At 61.1% G+C, this 17,137-nt stretch carries 15 protein-coding genes and 2 pseudogenes; 4 read left to right on the forward strand and 13 right to left on the reverse strand.

From position 1 onward, the window contains the following. Window positions 1–6: 6 nt before the first annotated feature. Window positions 7–2,055, forward strand: a complete 2,049-nt coding sequence (locus KY084_RS14945; RefSeq protein WP_219239280.1) for a glycoside hydrolase domain-containing protein — start codon at window positions 7–9, stop codon at window positions 2,053–2,055. Window positions 2,056–2,091: 36 nt separating this feature from the next. On the opposite strand, the pseudogene KY084_RS14950 reads toward KY084_RS14945, so the two are convergent. Both KY084_RS14950 and KY084_RS14955 read right to left on the reverse strand, forming a co-directional pair. Next, window positions 2,092–2,403, reverse strand: a pseudogene (locus KY084_RS14950) (transposase); the annotation flags it as partial. A gap of 72 nt (window positions 2,404–2,475) precedes the next feature. Next, window positions 2,476–2,649, reverse strand: a complete 174-nt coding sequence (locus KY084_RS14955) for a hypothetical protein (protein WP_219239295.1) — start codon at window positions 2,647–2,649, stop codon at window positions 2,476–2,478. 56 nt (window positions 2,650–2,705) lie between these two features. Between KY084_RS14955 and KY084_RS14960 the strand changes: the two genes are divergently transcribed. Beyond that, window positions 2,706–2,897, forward strand: coding sequence for a hypothetical protein (locus tag KY084_RS14960; protein ID WP_219239296.1), 192 nt, complete (start codon window positions 2,706–2,708; stop codon window positions 2,895–2,897). A gap of 151 nt (window positions 2,898–3,048) precedes the next feature. Here the strand turns inward: KY084_RS14960 and KY084_RS16820 are convergent. The 10 genes and pseudogenes from KY084_RS16820 to KY084_RS15005 form a co-directional block, all read right to left on the reverse strand. Next, a pseudogene (locus tag KY084_RS16820) lies at window positions 3,049–3,222 on the reverse strand (pyridoxal-phosphate dependent enzyme); the annotation flags it as partial. Then, window positions 3,203–3,340, reverse strand: a complete 138-nt coding sequence (locus tag KY084_RS16825; protein WP_281421919.1) for a hypothetical protein — start codon at window positions 3,338–3,340, stop codon at window positions 3,203–3,205. The gene KY084_RS16825 and the pseudogene KY084_RS16820, both read right to left, overlap by 20 nt. Then, the gene (locus KY084_RS14970) at window positions 3,337–5,616 is read right to left on the reverse strand and encodes a M3 family metallopeptidase (RefSeq protein ID WP_246587230.1); all 2,280 of its coding nucleotides are present in this window, start codon (window positions 5,614–5,616) and stop codon (window positions 3,337–3,339) included. Before KY084_RS14970 ends, KY084_RS16825 begins: the two co-directional genes overlap by 4 nt. Next, a complete protein-coding gene (gene tldD / locus KY084_RS14975) occupies window positions 5,529–6,995 on the reverse strand; it encodes a metalloprotease TldD (protein WP_219239281.1) in 1,467 nt (488 codons plus the stop codon). The genes KY084_RS14970 and tldD overlap by 88 nt, the downstream gene beginning before the upstream one ends. Before the next feature lie 22 nt (window positions 6,996–7,017). Further along, window positions 7,018–8,373 (reverse strand): TldD/PmbA family protein, encoded by a 1,356-nt coding sequence (locus KY084_RS14980; RefSeq protein ID WP_219239282.1) that lies wholly within the window; start codon window positions 8,371–8,373, stop codon window positions 7,018–7,020. Window positions 8,374–8,468: 95 nt separating this feature from the next. Then, window positions 8,469–9,356, reverse strand: coding sequence for a hypothetical protein (locus tag KY084_RS14985; protein ID WP_219239283.1), 888 nt, complete (start codon window positions 9,354–9,356; stop codon window positions 8,469–8,471). Next, window positions 9,353–9,688 carry a thioredoxin family protein gene (locus tag KY084_RS14990; protein ID WP_219239284.1) on the reverse strand — a complete coding sequence of 112 codons (336 nt, stop codon included), beginning with the start codon at window positions 9,686–9,688 and terminating at the stop codon, window positions 9,353–9,355. Before KY084_RS14990 ends, KY084_RS14985 begins: the two co-directional genes overlap by 4 nt. Before the next feature lie 70 nt (window positions 9,689–9,758). Further along, a complete protein-coding gene (locus tag KY084_RS14995; protein ID WP_219239285.1) occupies window positions 9,759–10,577 on the reverse strand; it encodes a hypothetical protein in 819 nt (272 codons plus the stop codon). Further along, the gene (locus KY084_RS15000; RefSeq protein ID WP_219239286.1) at window positions 10,555–12,378 is read right to left on the reverse strand and encodes an ABC transporter ATP-binding protein/permease; all 1,824 of its coding nucleotides are present in this window, start codon (window positions 12,376–12,378) and stop codon (window positions 10,555–10,557) included. Before KY084_RS15000 ends, KY084_RS14995 begins: the two co-directional genes overlap by 23 nt. A gap of 8 nt (window positions 12,379–12,386) precedes the next feature. After that, entirely contained in the window at window positions 12,387–14,714 is a 2,328-nt protein-coding gene (locus KY084_RS15005) for a TonB-dependent siderophore receptor (RefSeq protein WP_219239287.1), read from the reverse strand. Window positions 14,715–15,128: 414 nt separating this feature from the next. Here KY084_RS15005 and KY084_RS15010 point away from each other — a divergent pair, with 414 nt between their 5' ends. Then, window positions 15,129–15,620, forward strand: a complete 492-nt coding sequence (locus tag KY084_RS15010; RefSeq protein ID WP_219239288.1) for an Lrp/AsnC family transcriptional regulator — start codon at window positions 15,129–15,131, stop codon at window positions 15,618–15,620. A 126-nt stretch (window positions 15,621–15,746) separates the two neighbouring features. Here KY084_RS15010 and KY084_RS16830 read toward each other — a convergent pair whose 3' ends face one another. Beyond that, window positions 15,747–16,214 carry a hypothetical protein gene (locus tag KY084_RS16830; protein WP_219239289.1) on the reverse strand — a complete coding sequence of 156 codons (468 nt, stop codon included), beginning with the start codon at window positions 16,212–16,214 and terminating at the stop codon, window positions 15,747–15,749. 393 nt (window positions 16,215–16,607) lie between these two features. Here KY084_RS16830 and KY084_RS15020 point away from each other — a divergent pair. Beyond that, on the forward strand, window positions 16,608–17,137 hold a 530-nt coding region (locus KY084_RS15020; protein WP_219239290.1), incomplete at its 3' end, for a winged helix-turn-helix domain-containing protein.

The following is a 17,137-nucleotide window of genomic DNA, read 5'->3' on the forward strand; positions in this document are numbered from 1 at the left end:
CTGACGATGATCACTGCCCTGCTTGCGCTTGCCGCCCTGTCTTCGGTCCAGCCCGCCCCGGTCGGACCGGCGGCGCCCCCCGCCGATCTGGTCGATCCCTTTGTTGGCACGATGGGCGATTCGGGACAATTGACGCCGGCGGCGAATGTGCCGTTCGGCATGGTCCAGCTCGGCCCGGATACCGAACCGCACAACCATAATGGCTATGCGTTCAGCGCACCTGTTCTGCTCGGTTTTTCCCACACCCGCGCGATCGGCGTGGGATGCGGCGGGGCGGGCGGCGATCTGATGATCTCACTCGATTATGCCGGAGCGCCCGCCGCAGCCCCAATCCTGGAGGCGAGTCAGCGCGCGCGGGCAGGTCGATATTCGGTCCGCTATGGCGACGATATCGCGGCGGAGATGACCGCGACGCGCGGCGCTGGATTGCTGCGCTTCACTGTCCCCAAGGCCGGGCAGGTCCTGCTGCGCATCGATGGCGGGCATAGCTATACCACCCGTCACGCCACTCGCTGGCTGACGAGCGGTGCGAACGATGTGCGCGCTCAGCTCAGCGCAGGCACGGTGTGCGATCAGGGCATCTATACGATTTACACGGCGAGCCGCGTCACCCGCAACGGTCATCCGCTTGATGGAGCGCTGACGGCGCAGGGTGCAGGCGTAATGGCACTGCCGATCACCGTCGCGGCGGGCGATGTGATCGAGGTCCGCACCGGCCTGTCGAGCGTCGATAGCGACGGCGCGGCGCTGGTGCGCGACGCCGAACTGGGCGACCGTTCGTTCGATAGCGTCGCCGCGGCTGCGCGCGATGCGTGGAATGAAGCGCTGGGGCGCGTGGCGGTCGCGGGTCCCTGGCAGCAGCGTGCCTTATTCTATACCTCGCTGTTTCGCGTCTTTGCCACACCGGTCGCGATTGACGATCCCGACCGCCGTCACCGCGAAAGCGACGGGCGGATAGCGAAGTCGGCGCCGGGAACGACCCGCTATGCCAGCTGGTCGCTATGGGACAATTACCGCACCCAATTGCCGCTTCTGGCACTACTTCAGCCCGAATGCAGCGCCGATATCGCCCGCTCGCTCGTCGCGCTGTACGCTGCGGGCAAGCCGCAATGGGCGAGCGCGCACGAACCCTTTATCACGGTGCGCACCGAACATGCCGGAATCGCACTGCTCGATATGCGCCGAAAGGGGATTGACGGTTTCGATGCGCAGGCGGCGCTGCGCGGCATGATCGCCGATAGCGATCGGCTGGAACGCAGCACCCCTGACCAGCAGATCGAGGCGGCTTATGACGATTGGGCGACGGGGCAGCTGGCGGGCGATCTGGGCGATACTGATCTTGCAGCGCGCTTTCTCGACCGGGCGCATGGCTATCGCGCGATGTGGCGCCGGGTGTTCGAACCGCTGGGCGCCGATGCCGATGTGGTGAAGGCGCATGGCCTGTATCAGGGGACGCTGTGGCAATATCGCTGGGCGCCGGTATTCGACTTGCCCTGGATCGAGGCGACGCTGGGGCGCGACAAGATGCTTGCCCAGCTCAATCATTTCTTCGACGCCAATCTGTTCAACATGACGAATGAGCCGGATATACAGGTGCCTTGGTTCTTCGCCACCCTTGGTCGTCCGCAACCGACGGCGGATCTGGTCCGCACGATCCTGACACAGCCGATCGCACATCCTTATGTCAACAGCCGCAAACGCACCCAGCCTTTTATCGGCCCCAGCTTCGCGCTCTCGCCCGAAGGCTTTGCCGACGGCATGGACGATGATGCGGGGGCGATGACATCCTGGTATGTCTTCGCCTCGCTCGGGCTGTATCCGCTGGTGCCGGGCGAGCCCTGGTATGTCGTGACGACGCCGGCCTTCCGCCATGCGCGCGTTCAGATTGCGCCGGGACGAGCGCTAACTATCAAACGCTCCGGCCCCGCTGACGGGCGGGTCGTGAGTGCATCCTTCAACGGCCAGCCACTGCGCGATTTTCGCCTCATCCATCAGCAGCTGGTTGCGGGCGGTACTCTGATCGTCCGAACAGAGCCCACCACAGCTGTGGATTAGGGTCAGGACTCATTGTGGGAGCCAGTAGGTGACGATGGCGGCGGTGCGATGGGCCTTCAGATGGGTCGCATCGATCATCAGTCGGTCGGGCTTGCCGCCCTTCGCTGCCAGTTCGGCGAAGATGCGGTTGAACACGCCCAGACGGCTCCAGCGGATGAAGCGGTTGTAGATCGTCTTGTGCGGCCCGTAGGCCGGCGGTGCATCGCGCCAGCGCAGACGGTTGCGAATCACGAAGATGATGCCGCTCACGATCCGCCGGTCGTCGACCCGCGGGATGCCGTGCGACAAGGGAAAGTATGGCTCTATCCGGCGCATCTGCGCCTCGCTCAGCAACCATGGTTCGGACATCGGCAACGCCTCCTCGACGCCGCAAGTGAATCAGCCGAGACCTTCATGCAAGCGATTTAATAGGTCCTGAGCCTAAGCGATGTCCGACTGTTTTTCGTTATCATCGAGGGCGGCGGTTGCGTCAGAATTGTGCGCAGCGAGAAATCGTTCGGCTTCGAGTGCGGCCATACAGCCCATTTCGGCGGCAATGACGGCTTGCCTGAAGACGCGATCCTGCACGTCGCCGGCGGCGAAGATGCCTTCCACGCTGGTCCGAACCGAACCGGCTCGACAAGGATATAGCCCTCGTCATCCATGCGAAGATGACCGGCCAAAACTTCCGCCGGATGATGGCCGATGGCGCCGAACAGTTCATCGACCGTGAGCGCCTTCTGCGTGCCCTGGACCGTATCACGCAGCGCCAACTCGATAACGACCCGACCGTCGCCCAGAACCTCGGCGACCTGCGCGTTCCAGATCATCTCGATCTTCGGATTCGCGTGCGCTCGGGATAGGTGAACTGATCGAGATAATGGCCGCCCGCCTCGGCGGCCAGCCGGTGCGCCTCGTCGTAGACCGTGCGGGGAACCTCGACCGCATGGATATGGTGGCGTCGAGCTTGGGCGCGGCCGTCGCCGCCGGGACCACTGCAATGAAACGCAGGCCCAGCATTTTCGCGAAATAGGCCTCGCTTACCGCAGTCGACCCCGACAACGCCTCGATGACGCAAGTCTCCGGACCGATCCAGGCATTGCACAACGCGTAGAGAAACAATGAGCGCGCCAGACGATGCTTGAGACTGCCGGTAGGGTGGCTGCTTTCATCCTTGAGATAAAACAATGCCGGGGTGGCGCGGTAAATCCATGCGGATGAGGTGCGTGTCGGCCGAGCGGTTGAAATCGGCCTCGATGCGACGGACAGCGTCGGCGCGCCACGTCTCGACGGCAGCGTTGTTCATGCCGCCACCTCGTCCACCAGACCCCGCCGGCGCAGCATCACCGCGGGGTCGGGCTCACGACCGCGAAACGCCCGAAAACTTTCGGCAGCGGGCCGGGAGGCACCGCGCGAAAAGATTTCGGCGCGCAGCGCGTCACCCGTCGCACGATCGATCAGGCCAGCCTCCACGAAACGCTGGAACCCGTCGGCGGCAAGTACTTCGGCCCAGAGATAACTGTAAAATCCGCCAGCATAGGCGCCGGCGAAGATATGATTGAAGGCGTGAGGAAAGCGATGCCATGCAGGAGGGCGAACCACGGCAACTTCGTCGCGCACGGCCTCGATAACTTCAATCGGATCGCTGCCCAACGTGCCGAGATGCAGCAGGATGTCGAACAGAGAGAATTCGATCTGGCGCATGAGGAGCATAGCCGACTGGAAATTGCGCGCGGCGACCATGCGATCGAACAGGGAATCCGGCAGTTTCTCTCCGGTATCGTGATGACCAGACATTCCTTTGAGGATCGCGCGATCCCACGCGAAGTCCTCCATCAACTGGCTCGGCAGTTCGATTGCGTCCCATTCAAATCCGCTGGTGCCTGCGATCGAGGGACGGTCGACCCGCGTCAGCAGCAGATGCAGCGCATGACCTGTCTCATGCAGCAGCGTGATCACGTCCTTATGGCTGAGAAGCGATGGCGTTTCGCCGCCGGTCGGCGCGAAATTGCAAACGAGATAGGCGACGGGAAGCCCCACCGCATTGCCGTCGGCGAGTCGCGAGCGAGCCTGATCCATCCACGCGCCGCCGCGCTTGCCCTCGCGCGCATGAAGGTCGACGTAGAGGCCGGCGATCACAACGCCATCGTCGTCAGCCACGTCATAATAATGGGCGTCGGGATGATAGAGCGGCACGTCATCACGAAGGCGAAGCCGGATACCGAACAGATCGTTCAACAGACGTTTCCACCCGGCCAGCACTTTTTCGACCGGGAAGTAGGCGCGCACCCGCTGTTCATCGATCGCGTAGCGGTCAGCGCGCAAACGGTTCGACGCAAACGCGAGATCCCAGGGCTCCAGGTCCATGATGCCAAGCGCATCTGCGGCGAACTCGCGCAATTCGGCGAGTTCGCGCTCGGCTGAAAGCTTCGCGCGACGGGCAATATCCCGCAGGAAGGCGAGGACCTCCTCGGCATCGGTTGCCATCTTCGTCGCCAGCGACAAAGCGACGGGATCGGTAAAGCCGAGCAGGGCAGCTGCTTCATGCCGTAATTCGAGGATACGTGCGATCCGCGCCGAGTTATCGAACTGGCCGGCATGGGGTCCCTGGTCGGATGCGCGGGTGCCGTAGGCTTGATAGACGCGGGCGCGAAGGTCGCGATTTTCGGCGAAGGTCAGCACCGCGTTGACGCTCGGCTGCTGAAGCGTCACCGCCCAACCAGGCAGGGAGCGCGAGGCTGCGGCGCGCGCGAACATCGCCTTGTCGGCCGCCGGGATGCCGACCAATTCGGCTTCATCGGTGATGTGAGCAAACCACGCGTCGGTCGCGTCGAGTACCGCGCTGCCGAATGCGGTCATGCGTGAAGAGAGTTCGACCGAGATCGCACCGAAGCTTTCTTTCGCTTCAGCGTCCAGCGCAACGCCGGAGAGCATGAAGTTGCGTATGGCGCGCTCCACCGCCACGCGGTCGTTCGTCGGCAGATCGGCGAAGCCCGGCGTCGCGACGAGCGCCGCGAAAAGGTCATAGAGTTCGCGGCTCTGACTGACCGCCATTCTGTTCGCTACCAGTCGCTCTTCCCCGGCGACATAGGCGGCCCGCAACTCGGGCGTGTCGGCGACCGCCTGCAGATGACTGACGCCCGACCATAAAGCGTCTAGCATGGTTTCGGCGCGCTCGTAGGGAAGCCAGAGATCGGCGAAATTCTCAGGACGCCGGGCGATAAGATCGGCTATCACTGCCTGATGTGCCGCTATTCCCTCGTCGAGCGCAGCCTCAATCGCTCGCGGCGTCAGCGAGGGGAAATCAGGCAAGGATAGTGGATCGAGCAGCGAATTCATGGACACACCTATGAGTGAAGGGGAAAACCGGCGTCGCCACGGCTGTTGTTGTGAAGAAATGGAACGCTTGAGATAAACAGCCCTGGCTACTTGCCTTGGTTTTTGCAGAGACGACGGCAAGTTTGTCGTCGATGGAATTGAACTGATCCGGCATCTCAGGCCGTGCCCCCAACGACCATCTCGTCGATACGCAACGTGGGCTGGCCGACGCAGACGGGTACTGTCTGGCCGTCCTTGCCGCATACGCCATCCGCGAGGCGCAGATCGTTGCCGACCATTGAGACGTGCGCTAGGGCCTCGTGCCCCATGCCGATCAATGTGGCACCGTGGATCGGGGCGGTGATCCGGCCTTCCTCGATCAAATAAGCCTCGGTGGCGGAAAAATTGAACTGGCCGCTGGTGATGTCGACGGTCCCGCCACCGAACTGCGGCGCATAGATACCTTTTTGCACCGACCGAACGATGTCCGCGGGGTCCGCCTCGCCGGCAGCGAGATAGGTGTTGGTCATGCGTGGCATCGGCAAGTGCGCGTAGCTTTGCCGCCGCCCGTTTCCCGACGGCGTCGCGCCCATGATCGCAGCACTGGTGCGGTCCTGCATCAGACCGACAAGACGGCCGTCTTCGATAAGAAGGTTTCGCGCACTCGGTACGCCCTCGTCATCGACGTTCAACGAGCCGCGGTGTTCGGGGATCGTCCCGTCATCGATCACGGTGACACCCTTCGCCGCAATGGATGACCCCATCCGATCGGCGAAAACCGAGGTCCGCTTGCGATGCGCGTCCGCTTCCAGCCCGTGGCCGACAGCTTCGTGAAGAAGCACGCCGGGAAAGCCGTTGCCCAGGACGACCGACATGACCCCCGACGGGGCAGGCCGAGCGTCGAGATTGATCAGCGCAATGCGGACGGCGGTACTGACGACGCGGTCAAGCCGTTCGCCATAAAAGCCTGCGAGGGTGATCCGGCCCCCTTCGACCCCATTGCCCATGGCCCGCTTTGAACCGGCCTGTGCGACGACAGTAACGATCAACTGCACCAGCGGCCGTACATCGCCAGCGATGCAACCGTCGCTTCCCGCAACCAAGACGCAGGTGTGTGAGGCCTGGAGCTGCGCCGATACCTGCACGATACGCGAGTCAGCCTCGCGGCAGCGGCGGTCGACCTCTTGCAGAAGGCAAATTTTTTCCGCCGCGCTCATCCCCTCCAACGGATTGTCGACCGTGTAGAGAAGCGGCCGCGCAGGATCGGCTTCGATCCTGACCCCGCCCGCCCGGCGGGCTTCGTCACCGTGCAGAAGCATACTGCGCACCGCCCCGGTGGCCGTATCGATCGCGTCGGGGGTCATCGCGCTCGAATAGGCAAAAGCGGTCTGATCGCTGATCACCGCCCGCGCCCCAACGCCCTGTGAGATAGCGAAATTGCCGGCAGCGACCCTGCCGTCCTCCAGGCTCCACGTTTCGGACTGCCCGGCCTGGAAATACAGGTCGGCATATGTCGCGCCGTTGCCGAGCAATCGATCAAGAGCGACGTCGAGCGACGTTCGGGTCAGGTCAGATGGCGCCAGCAATTGTCGTTCGGCAATGGCCAGCGCGTTCGCTTGCGAAAGCGAGTCTTCGAGCGACATCCTGTTTTCCTCCATCTTGCCTTCAGCGGCCCGACACGCGCATCCGTTCGATCAGAACCGATCCGGTCCGCACGGCACCGTTGCGATGGACGTCGCTGCCGATCGCAACGATCTGTCGCAGCATGACGGGGAGGTCCCCGGCAATGGTGATATCCTGCACCGGGAATGCCACTTCACCATCCTCGATCCAGAACCCGGCGGCCGCTTTGGAATAAGCACCGGAGACGGGATCGACGGCACCACCGATCAGCTCGGTCAGCCATAGCCCGCGGCCCATTCGTCGTAGCATCGCGTCCAGTGGTTCGGCGCGATCTCGGCTGGTGAAATGAAGATTGCGCGGTCCGTCCGCGTTGCCCGTCGGGACAAGACCCAGCTTGCGGGCATAGAGGCAGGAAAGAAAATATCCCTGCACCCGTCCGCCCGCGATGACGCGCCGACGGAGACTGACGACGCCCTCGCCGTCACAGGCCCCGCTGGCGAGGCCAAACGGTTCGAACGGATCCTCCAGCAAATCGATGTGGTCGGCCAATGCCTGACTGTCGATTCCGCCGCCGAGGAACGTCGCCCCCCGCACCTGAGCATGACCGCCAAGCGCGCGGACGATCTCATGAACCAGGCTGGCGGCAACGGTGGCGTCGAAAAGCACCGGGCAGGTCCGCGTCGTCAGCGCCCGCCCACCGAGTTTACGCCGCGCCCGATCCGCCGCTGTCGCGCCGACCAATGCGGCCGACTGGAGCTGCGACAGGCGCCGGTCGGTGCTGGACCAGCTGTCCTGCGCCATCATACCATCGCGCTCGCCAAGAGCGGTGCACCAAAGGTCGTGGCGCGACCCGATCAGTGATCGATCGAAGTCGCGGCCGATCGCGATCGCCGAGCATGCATCGACGCTGGCAGCCCCCGCCTCGCCAACACGAACGGCATCTTCACCCTCCGCGATACATCCCGCCTCGATTTCAAGCGCAATCCGACCGAGGTCCTGCGCGGACAGGCCGGATGGCACGAACATCTCGATTTCAGGTGCCGAGCGCGCCAACCATTCGTCGTCAGCAGGAGCGGCGTCGGGATCAGACTCGACTGTCTGCGCGATCGCGATCGCCCGCCCAGCCGTAAGGTCGATCGCATCAGGGTCCAGCGCAGCGGTAGTCGCGGTGCCCATCCGGCCGCGGTGGAACACCCGGATTGTCACGAATTGCGCGCCCTCGCGCACCGCGTTTTCAAACACACCGCGCCGGGCGCGCATGACGATGCCCGCCATCTCGGTGGCCGAGGCAACGACTTCCTGCGCACCCAAAGCCAATGCCCGGTTGGCGGCATTCCGCGCGATCTGCGACAGATCACCCCGGCTGTTCAGCAGATACCCCTTTTCAGTGCCTTGCAAGACCCTTGTCCCGATTGGAAATCCCCAGGGCACCGCGCCCTGCCTGAGCGACGGCGGCGCATGCGGCGGTCGAAAAAACTACGATCATGACAATGTCAGGTGGCGGTTGATACCGGCGCTGCCGACAGCGACTCTATTTGCTGCAAAAGACCTTCCCGGCCTTGCCGGTAAAGATCAGCAACCGCGACGCGCGTACGGTCGCCGTATCGATCCAGTTCCGACGGAAACTGCGTCAGGAAGTCGTTAGCACCCTGATTATAGGCGTTCTGATATAGCGGGCTGGTTGCAACGTTCTCCAGTTGCTCCGACGATAGCTCGCCAAGCTTCCGGGCCTTTTCGACCGCCGCCTCCGCATGGGCTCTGGCGGCTGCGACCATATGATTGCGACGTTCGTCCGCTGCTTTCTGCTTCGAGGTATCCCATTCCAGGTCTCGGCCAATCTCTGCGAACAAGATCGCTTTCCACGGATAGATCATGTCGGTCGCCACACCCGGCGAACGATCCAGATCCCATGCGGCCGCAGCAATTCCTTCGGCCGCCGCCGCTTCTACCGCGTCACTGTCACCGGAAGGCAGCAGCTTCGCCCGCGCCTGCCGCCACGCGCTGCGCGCGACCGGTTCGCCCCGAATTGCCCGGTGGTGAAGGGCACAGATGGCATCGCCATTGGCCCGCATAACCGAATCCTGAATTCTGGCTCGAAAGCCGATCTCGGGATCGTCCCAAAGCCAGGAAATCCAACGGACGGTCACCAGACGCGTATCGGCATCCTCGGGAAGGGCCTCGATCATCCGGCGCCAGACAGCGGTGTCGCCGGTGGCGAACGTCATGACGAGGTAGACAAAGCTGATGTCGAGCGCGTGTTGCGACGCGAAGGCCGCGATCTCCGACGCGGGAGTGGCGTAGAAGGGCAAGGCCGAATCCGCCTTCCCGCTTCGCTCGGCATTGTCGATCAACGCGAGCAGGCTGCTCCGGTTCTGGCTCATCCGGCGTCCGCCACCACGGCCTCCAGCGCCGCAGCCAGCTTCGAACGGCTCATGCTTCCGCTGAAGCGTTCGATCATTTCCCCATGATTGAATATCATAAACGTCGGCACGCCCATGATCCCCTGGCCGTGGCGCGTGTCCGGGCTCTCGTCGATATCCATCAGATAGACTGTGGCTTCGCCGTCATATTCCCGGGCGATATCCTCGACTGCGGGCGCCATCGCCTTGCAGGGACCACACCAAGCGGCAGTGAAGTCCACCAGAACCGGGCGATCGGCCCCAAGAACCTTCTCCGAGAAGTTCGCGTCAGTAATCTTTTCGATGTTCGCCATGGTAATGCCCTTGCTTTGATAGTGATTGTATCCGACCCGAAAATCGCGTTCGGAGGGGGAAACCCCAGACTTAGCTTGCGATAATCCTCAGCAGCCCACGCCGCAGTTCCGCGGTGCGCAGCGCCGTCAAGCGCCGATAATGATCCTGCCAGGCATTCCAGTGCGACCAGTCCTCAGCCGTGAGGTTGAGAGGATGGTCGCGCGTGTATTCCTGCATCCGGGCAGAGTAGGCTTCGTCGGATTCGTCACGGAGCCTCCGGTTGTGACGAGCCTGCTCGATCCCGTACTCATCCCAGATCGTGGTGACCCGGTCGTGCTCGGCGGCGGTCCAGTCTGCCGGTGCCAGTGCGTCGACTTCCGCCGTTTGCTTGATCCAGCTTCGGGCCGCGTCGGCGATAGCGCCTGGCGTGGTCTGCATCGCCCACATCGACGACACGATCGTGTCGACCGCTGCCGTGAGCGCGCTGGGTGATATCGCCGCCATGAAGCGCCGGCGCGCCGCTCGCCATTCGCCAGCCTCGATCGTCTCCCCGGCAAGTACGCGCCGGTGCATGTCGATGATCAGCTCGGCCGCCTCCCGATCGGCCGTGTCCGTGAAGCGTGCACAGACCGGCGCCTCGGCGTCGCTCCACAGCCACAGCATCCAGCGCAACGCAATGTCTCGACTGCTGCGACGCTCGGCGATGAACGCGGCGACGAAGGGCACTTGGCCCGCCTCGGACATTCTGGCCAATTCGCTTGCCAGCAGAACAGCGCCCGCCTCGATGCCTTGCGCTTCCGCCCAGCCGATCAACGCCGCGGGGTTTGAACCGTCGAGGAAAAGCGCCACGTCTTCATCGATTGCGGGGGGCTCAGCTGTCTCTTGCTCAATCATGTCTTTTCCCGTCATTGGGATTCAAAGGAACCTGACTTCCTGTTTGCAGCCGTGTGGCGACGGCCAGCCCGTCGTCGATCTGCAACTGATGTGTGTGATGGTCCGACAAGCGATCGGTATGCGCGATGGTGACCAGCGCAACTTCCGGCGTTCGTTTGGCGAGAACCTCGAACATCGCCGCTTCAGTCAAAGGATCGAGCGAACTGGTCGCTTCGTCGAGGAACAGGAAATCCGGTTTCTGGAGCAGTGCGCGCGCGAACACCACGCGCTGCTGCTCGCCCGGCGAGAGTCGCTTCGCCCATGCGCGCGCTTCGTTGATGTCGCCGACCAACCGTTCCAGCCGCACATCCGACAACACCTTGCGATAATCCGCCTCGCTGAAGGCGCCGCGAGCGTCCGGATAGCTCAGCAGTTCCGCCAGTGTACCGTTTGGCAGATATGGCGTCTGCGGCAGGAACATCACTCTCATCTCGCCGGACGGATGTTCCACCGTCCCCGATCCAAAAGGCCACAGCCCCGCCATGACACGGAAGAAGGTGCTCTTGCCCGCTCCGGACATGCCGCGCACCAGCCAGCGTTCGCGAGGGCGGATCGTGAGATTTCCAAGCTTGAACAGCGTATCGCCCGTCACCGATTCCACGTTCAGATCATGCGCCGAGAAAGTCGGTCCATCGGCGGCGACGTGTACGAACCCGGAGGGCTGCCGATAAGACAGGGAAGCGTCCATCATCCGAATACGCTGCGAGGCCGATCGCAGCAGCGCGAATGTCGGATAGTTGGTCGAGACGCTGCCGAACGCCTGATATACGGCGCCGAACGCCACCCCGGCGATGGTCAGATCGCCGACTTGCATCTTGCCCGCCAATACTAGCGGAAAGAGAATAAAGGTCGGGATGATCGTTACCAGCAACGTGATCAGGACGCGTACCGTCTCAAGTGATGCGGCCGCACCCGTATATGGCTTCCAGTTGCGTTGGATGAGCGCATAATCGTGTCGCGCGCGGGATTCTTCGATCGCCTGCCCGCCGCCGAGCACGATTTGCTCGGCAAATTCGCGAGCCTGGCCGAGATCGTGGCGGAAGCCTGCCTCGATCCGCTGCCGCACCACATCCAGGCGCGTGTAGATACGACCGATCAGGTGGGCACTGGTCGTCGCCACGACCGCGGTGACCAGCGCGAGAACATAAAGCCCCTTGGGTAGTACGATCTGCCCAATGCCAAGCACTGGAATTGGCAACGGCGTCGACAACAGCCAAAGTTGATCGGAATAGAGGTAAAAGGAGGTGACAGCGGTGACAAGACTTGGGACCAGCTGGACGAGATACTGACAGAAGTTGTAAACGTCCTCCTGCACCCGCTGCTCCGGGTGATCCAAGGTTGCACCTTGCGATGGACGATAGAAGCTGCTGCCGCCGAGCCACCGGCCAAGTAAATCGCTGGTCAGCACCGTCCTCATACGGATGCGAAAGGTATAGTTAAAAACCGTTTGCAAGCCGTGGTGCACGGCGGTCAGCACGATGAAAGCCAATGCCGCAGCAAGCGCGGCAACCACCAAAGAGCGATCACTCGCAACAAGGCCGTTGGTGACGTTTGCCAGTTCCCGGATATATCGCAATTGCACGAATGATCCGACCGCGCCTGCGCCCAACACGACCACCCAAAGCAGTAACGCAGGCACCGCGTCCCGCCTGATGTGAAACGCAATCAGGTGGAAAATGTAGCCGACGTCGCCCCAGACACCTCGACGATCGGTCTCTGGGGGACATTCGGTATCAACGACGCTGTCGGCGCCGATATCGGATACGCTTGCTGCCACTATCTACCTCACCGGGGCAATGCCGTCGTGAATACGAGGCGAAACTCGCGTCCTACGCCCTGATAAAGGTTCGTGGCGACCAACGGCGTATAGATGTTGAAGCGGTCGAACAAATTGTTGACCGTCAGGTTGAGCTTATACGGACCGTTCTTGTAGCCGATCGCGGCGTCGAACCGGAGGTACTTCTGCGGGAATTTGGGATATGTCGTAACGCCGGTGCTGTAGTTGGTCAGAACGAGATTGGTGCCATCCTGGTAGTTGCCACCAAAACCCAAATCGATCTGCCCGTCGCCAAGCTTGAAATTCTTCAAAATCCACGCGTTGGCTTGGTAACGCGGCGCCGAGATTAGCGGCTTGGAATCCCTCGACACCGTGTAGGCGAAACCACTCTGCAAAAATAACGTCGGTGTGATCTTGCCGCTCTGATTGATCTCGAAGCCTTCGGACTTCTGACCTGGGCCTGCGATGTAGAAGCCCGCGTGAGCAGGGTCGACGAGCGGAAGATTGTTGTTTGACTTGCGAAAATAGTCCCCTGTCAGCGAGATACGGCCACCGAACAACTCCATCTTGACGCCCGCTTCATGTCCCGTGCTGATACTGGGCGGAAACGGGTTGCCGGGATAGGTCTGTATGTTGAGTTGCGGGGGCGTGATTGCCTTCTGATAGGTGTAATAAATAGATGCCCAGTCGGTCAGTTCATACACCGCGCCACCCGTCGGTAGCAGTTTACTGATACGCTGATCCGCGTTGTTATTGTAGATATTAGGCGTGTAGATAAATTGCTGGCGGCTCGTCAGGTCGAACCAAGACTGCCGCAGACTTAGAAGGGCGTGGAACGCGCCCCAGGCAATCTGATCCTGCACGACAACGCCATAGTCCTTCCGAGTCGCGTGGAGGGTACTGCGGCCATACGTATTGTCGTCAGGAAGCGGTTCAAGCGTGGCCGGCTGCGAAGGAACGAAGGCACTGTAGGATCGCGCCAACTGGTTGGCATTTTGCCACGCGTAATCGAACGCGACGATAAATTGCTGCGTCAATTGTCCGGTCGCGAGTTTCGCGTAGATATCAGTCGACGAACTGAACTGCTTGTTTTTCGAAAAGCTGCTATTGCCGGTCACAAGCTCCTGAATTTGCGGCAGGCCAATATTATATGTGCCTTGGTACAGCTGATTTTGAAGAGTCTGCTCGGCATATTGATATCGTAGTCGAGACCGAAGGCGGAGCGTGAATTTCTTCGAGGACGTCAGATCGCGCTCTAGGCTCAAGTTCTGCGAAAGCGATTTGGTCCGGTAATAATTGTCGTCGTTGGAAAAAGCGGTCACGGGTTTGACGGTGTTGGTCGTCAGGTCGTCGTAATACAATCGGCCGTAGACTATCCGCGTGTCATAGAATTGCGAACTCGCGTCAATTTTCCAGCCATGATCGCGATAGCCGAAGATCGCATCGGCGACATAGGAGTGCGGCGCATTGCCTCCGTTGTCCTGATGATCCGCATATTCGGACAGACCGACAAATCTCCAATTTAGGCGATTGTCAGAAGAAATAGCGCCGCCCACGTCCACCGACCCGCGAATATACTTGTCGCTACCGACGGCGAAGTCGAATTCTGCGGGACTGACGCCGAGCGCGCGCTTTGGGTTGAAGTTGACCAAGCCGCCGGCGACCGCCGTTCCCGTCAAGACAGAGGAGGGCCCCTTGAGCACCTCGATCGACTCTACGTCGATCGTCGGCGCGTCTCCACCGACTGCCGAGTTGCGCAGCCCACTGGTAAAGGATGCACCCAAGGTTGTTGCGCCTCGCGAGCCAATCTGGCTTGGCGGACCCGGTGTATAGGTCACACCGGGAAGGTTACGGATCGCTTCGCTAAGAGAGGTAACGTTCTGCGATGCGAGGACTTCCTGCGTTACTGACACGATCGTGCCGGGTGTGTTCTTCAGCGGGGTGTCGGATCGGGTGAGAAGGTTCGAATCTTCCTTGCGCAGCTGGTCGCGCTGCCCAGTGACGATAATGTCTGAGGCGTCGCCGCCAGATCTTGCGATCCGAACCTGACCATTACCGGCGGATTCGACGTACCATTCGCTGCCGGCCAATGCCTGACTAAGCGCTTGGGCGAGGGTCAGCTTGCCTCGTATCGGCTTGATGACTTCGTGTAAGGATTTGTTTCCCGGCTGGGCGAAAGACACGCTCGCTCCTGCCGCATGCGCGATCGCCTGGATTGCCGCAGCACGTACCGAATTGGGTATGTCGAAATTGTACCGAGTAACGGTCTGTGCCGAAGCCTGCTCCGCGCAAACCAACTCCAGCGCCAGGACTACACAAGAAGCTCCCCACTTCATCGTTCATTCCTTCCCCAATTATCGATCTCGTCCGCAGTTTAACCTTGAAGCCTCCGCGCCCGCGAAATCGACCACTCACCAGCGCTGGACCGTTCGTCACAGCGCACATTCGCAGCACTGCGTGCTGCAAATGGACACCCCGCGCTTCACCGACTTCGGAAACGGCCTAGGCCGATATCAGACGAAAGCGTCTGATAGAGATTGTTGTACCATGAAAACTAAGTTTTCAAGAGTTTTTGTTCGCCATTTATATATTTATGGCGAATTGCATGAGCTATTTGAAACGCCAGGGTCGCGCGCAATTCGGGATTTTCAAAGGACGCAGGGGTCTCTAGTTTTGGAATAGAGACATGCGACACGATGGCGCCTCGCTCGTCGCCGTGCCAACAAACGCCGAGCTAGCGTGAGGAACCAATGCACGATTTCGATACGATCGATATCAAGATTCTGTCGACCCTTCAGAGAGATGCGAATACGACCATCAAGGATATTGCCGACAAGGTTGGTCTCTCCACCAACGCCTGCTGGAAAAGAATAAAGTCGTTCGAGGATAAGGGAGTAATTAAGGGCCGCGTGACCCTTATAAACGCTCGATCAATGGGTTTTAACTTGATCGCCTTTGTTAATATAAAGGCAGCTGAACATTCCGAAGAGTGGAACGAAACCTTCAAGAAGGCAGTTTTAAGCATACCACAAGTGATAGAATTTTATAGACTATCGGGAAGTGTGGATTATATTATAAAGGTATTACTTCCTAACATTGAAGGTTTTGAAATTTTCTATAAGCTATTGACGAGCAAAGTTAAGATTGTTGAAGTGTCTACTTCATTTGCAGTAAGCGAATTTCGTAATACAAGTGCGGTCCCTCTACCTTTGCCCTTGAACGCCACCGGTTCGGCTGCGTGACCTGACGTTCTCCCTGTTTGACTTTCCAGGAATGGTACTGGGAGCGCGAGATGGCGCGCGGCGCTCCTGACGACGACATTAAGGCCTTCCCCATGGTTCAAGTCGCTGCGGCCAAGCGCGAATGGGTTAAGGCCGGAAGGCCCCTTTAGAGTATCCGTGATGATCAAGCTGGACATTGCGTCCAGCATCGATCGGCTTTGAGCAAGGCGTTTGCCGTGACGAGGAGCTTGCGCATGAGGGCGGTGATGGCGATCTTGGCTGGCTTCCCGGCTGCGACGAGCTGCTGATACTTGGCCTTGAGGGCAGGGTTGTATCGGGCGGCCACGAGGGCCGGCATGTAGAGGGCTTGCCACACGTTGGCGCGTCCGCCTCGGATAGCCAGTCGGCCAGCGCCGCCTCCAGCGCCCGATGGTAGGTTGCGGTTGCCTCATAGGCGATCCGCTCGACCGGCCATTGTCGCAACCAGGCGATCAGCGCCTTGTGCCCCTTGATGGTGTTGGCAAACTGCCGCTCGGCGCCAACCGGATGAACATGGCAGTCGAGGCTCGCTTTGGAGATGTCGATGCCGATCGTCTGTGGTAGATTGTCGCTCATCTTTTCCGCTGTCCCATGCTTGTCATCCGGGTCCAAAACCCCGGTATCCGTTCGGGCCTGAAGGAAAAGAAAGGGGCGATCATACTCTAACTCGGTCCCTGAACGACCGGCGGTTTCGCGATCCGCCCCCTTCCGCCCGGACCGGGGTGGCCACCCCGGTCCGGGCAATCCAGCATGACCCAAACGGACGGCAATGTCATAAGACAAGCGGTTTCCGCACGAAGTGAATCGCTGGGGATTCCCCTCTGGGCTGAGGGGTGATGCAGTATCCGTGCTGGTGAAGGAGGCCGGTATGGATGGCTAATACCAAGGCGCGCGAACCCAGACTCATGGTTCGGGATTCCCTTCTGGCTGCTGATCTGATTCACTGCCGCGAGCGGAAGGAGGCTCGCGATGGCAGCGGCGATCGAGGTTCGAAGGGATATTCCGGCGGCTAAGTTGCGCCTGATGGCGCGGCGCTGTGGTGATGGCGATCAGGTACGCCGATTGCTGGCGATCGCGGCGATCCTGGACGGCGGCCGCCGGAGCGATGCGGCCAGGCTCGCCGGGGTGACGCTGCAGACCGTCTGGGTCATCCGCTTCAACGCCGAAGGCCCAGACGGTCTGGCGACCCGCAAGGCACCGGGGCGGGCCTCGATCCTGAACGAGGAACAGCGCACCCAACTCGCCGAGCAGGTCGAAGCGGGTCCGATCCCCGCTGCGCACGGCGTCGTGCGCTGGCGCCTGGTCGATCTGGCGCAATGGGTTTGGGACGAGTTCGGCCTGTCGGTTGCCCGCCATACGCTCAGCCGCGAGCTTCGCGCGCTCGGTTATCGCAAGCTCTCGGCCCGGCCGCGCCATCGTGGTCAGAAGCCGGACGATATCGCCGTTTTTAAAAAGACTTCGCCGACCGCCTGGCAGCGATCCGGCAGACGCTCCCGCGC

This window comes from Stakelama flava, from assembly GCF_019351405.1.
GTDB classification, from domain to species: Bacteria; Pseudomonadota; Alphaproteobacteria; order Sphingomonadales; family Sphingomonadaceae; genus Sphingomonas; species Sphingomonas flava_A.

Bases quoted from the DNA above. Each gene is read 5' to 3' on its own strand.
- KY084_RS16825 (WP_281421919.1), bottom strand. From the start codon at position 3,340: ATGAACAACGCTGCCGTCGAGACGTGGCGCGCCGACGCTGTCCGTCGC.
- KY084_RS14995 (WP_219239285.1), bottom strand. From the start codon at position 10,577: ATGACGGGAAAAGACATGATTGAGCAAGAGACAGCTGAGCCCCCCGCA.
- KY084_RS14960 (WP_219239296.1), top strand. From the start codon at position 2,706: ATGACCGGCCAAAACTTCCGCCGGATGATGGCCGATGGCGCCGAACAG.
- KY084_RS14985 (WP_219239283.1), bottom strand. From the start codon at position 9,356: ATGAGCCAGAACCGGAGCAGCCTGCTCGCGTTGATCGACAATGCCGAG.
- tldD (WP_219239281.1), bottom strand. From the start codon at position 6,995: ATGTCGCTCGAAGACTCGCTTTCGCAAGCGAACGCGCTGGCCATTGCC.
- KY084_RS15010 (WP_219239288.1), top strand. From the start codon at position 15,129: ATGCACGATTTCGATACGATCGATATCAAGATTCTGTCGACCCTTCAG.
- KY084_RS14945 (WP_219239280.1), top strand. From the start codon at position 7: ATGATCACTGCCCTGCTTGCGCTTGCCGCCCTGTCTTCGGTCCAGCCC.
- KY084_RS15005 (WP_219239287.1), bottom strand. From the start codon at position 14,714: ATGAAGTGGGGAGCTTCTTGTGTAGTCCTGGCGCTGGAGTTGGTTTGC.
- KY084_RS14990 (WP_219239284.1), bottom strand. From the start codon at position 9,688: ATGGCGAACATCGAAAAGATTACTGACGCGAACTTCTCGGAGAAGGTT.
- KY084_RS14970 (WP_246587230.1), bottom strand. From the start codon at position 5,616: ATGCGGCAAGGACGGCCAGACAGTACCCGTCTGCGTCGGCCAGCCCAC.
- KY084_RS16830 (WP_219239289.1), bottom strand. From the start codon at position 16,214: ATGAGCGACAATCTACCACAGACGATCGGCATCGACATCTCCAAAGCG.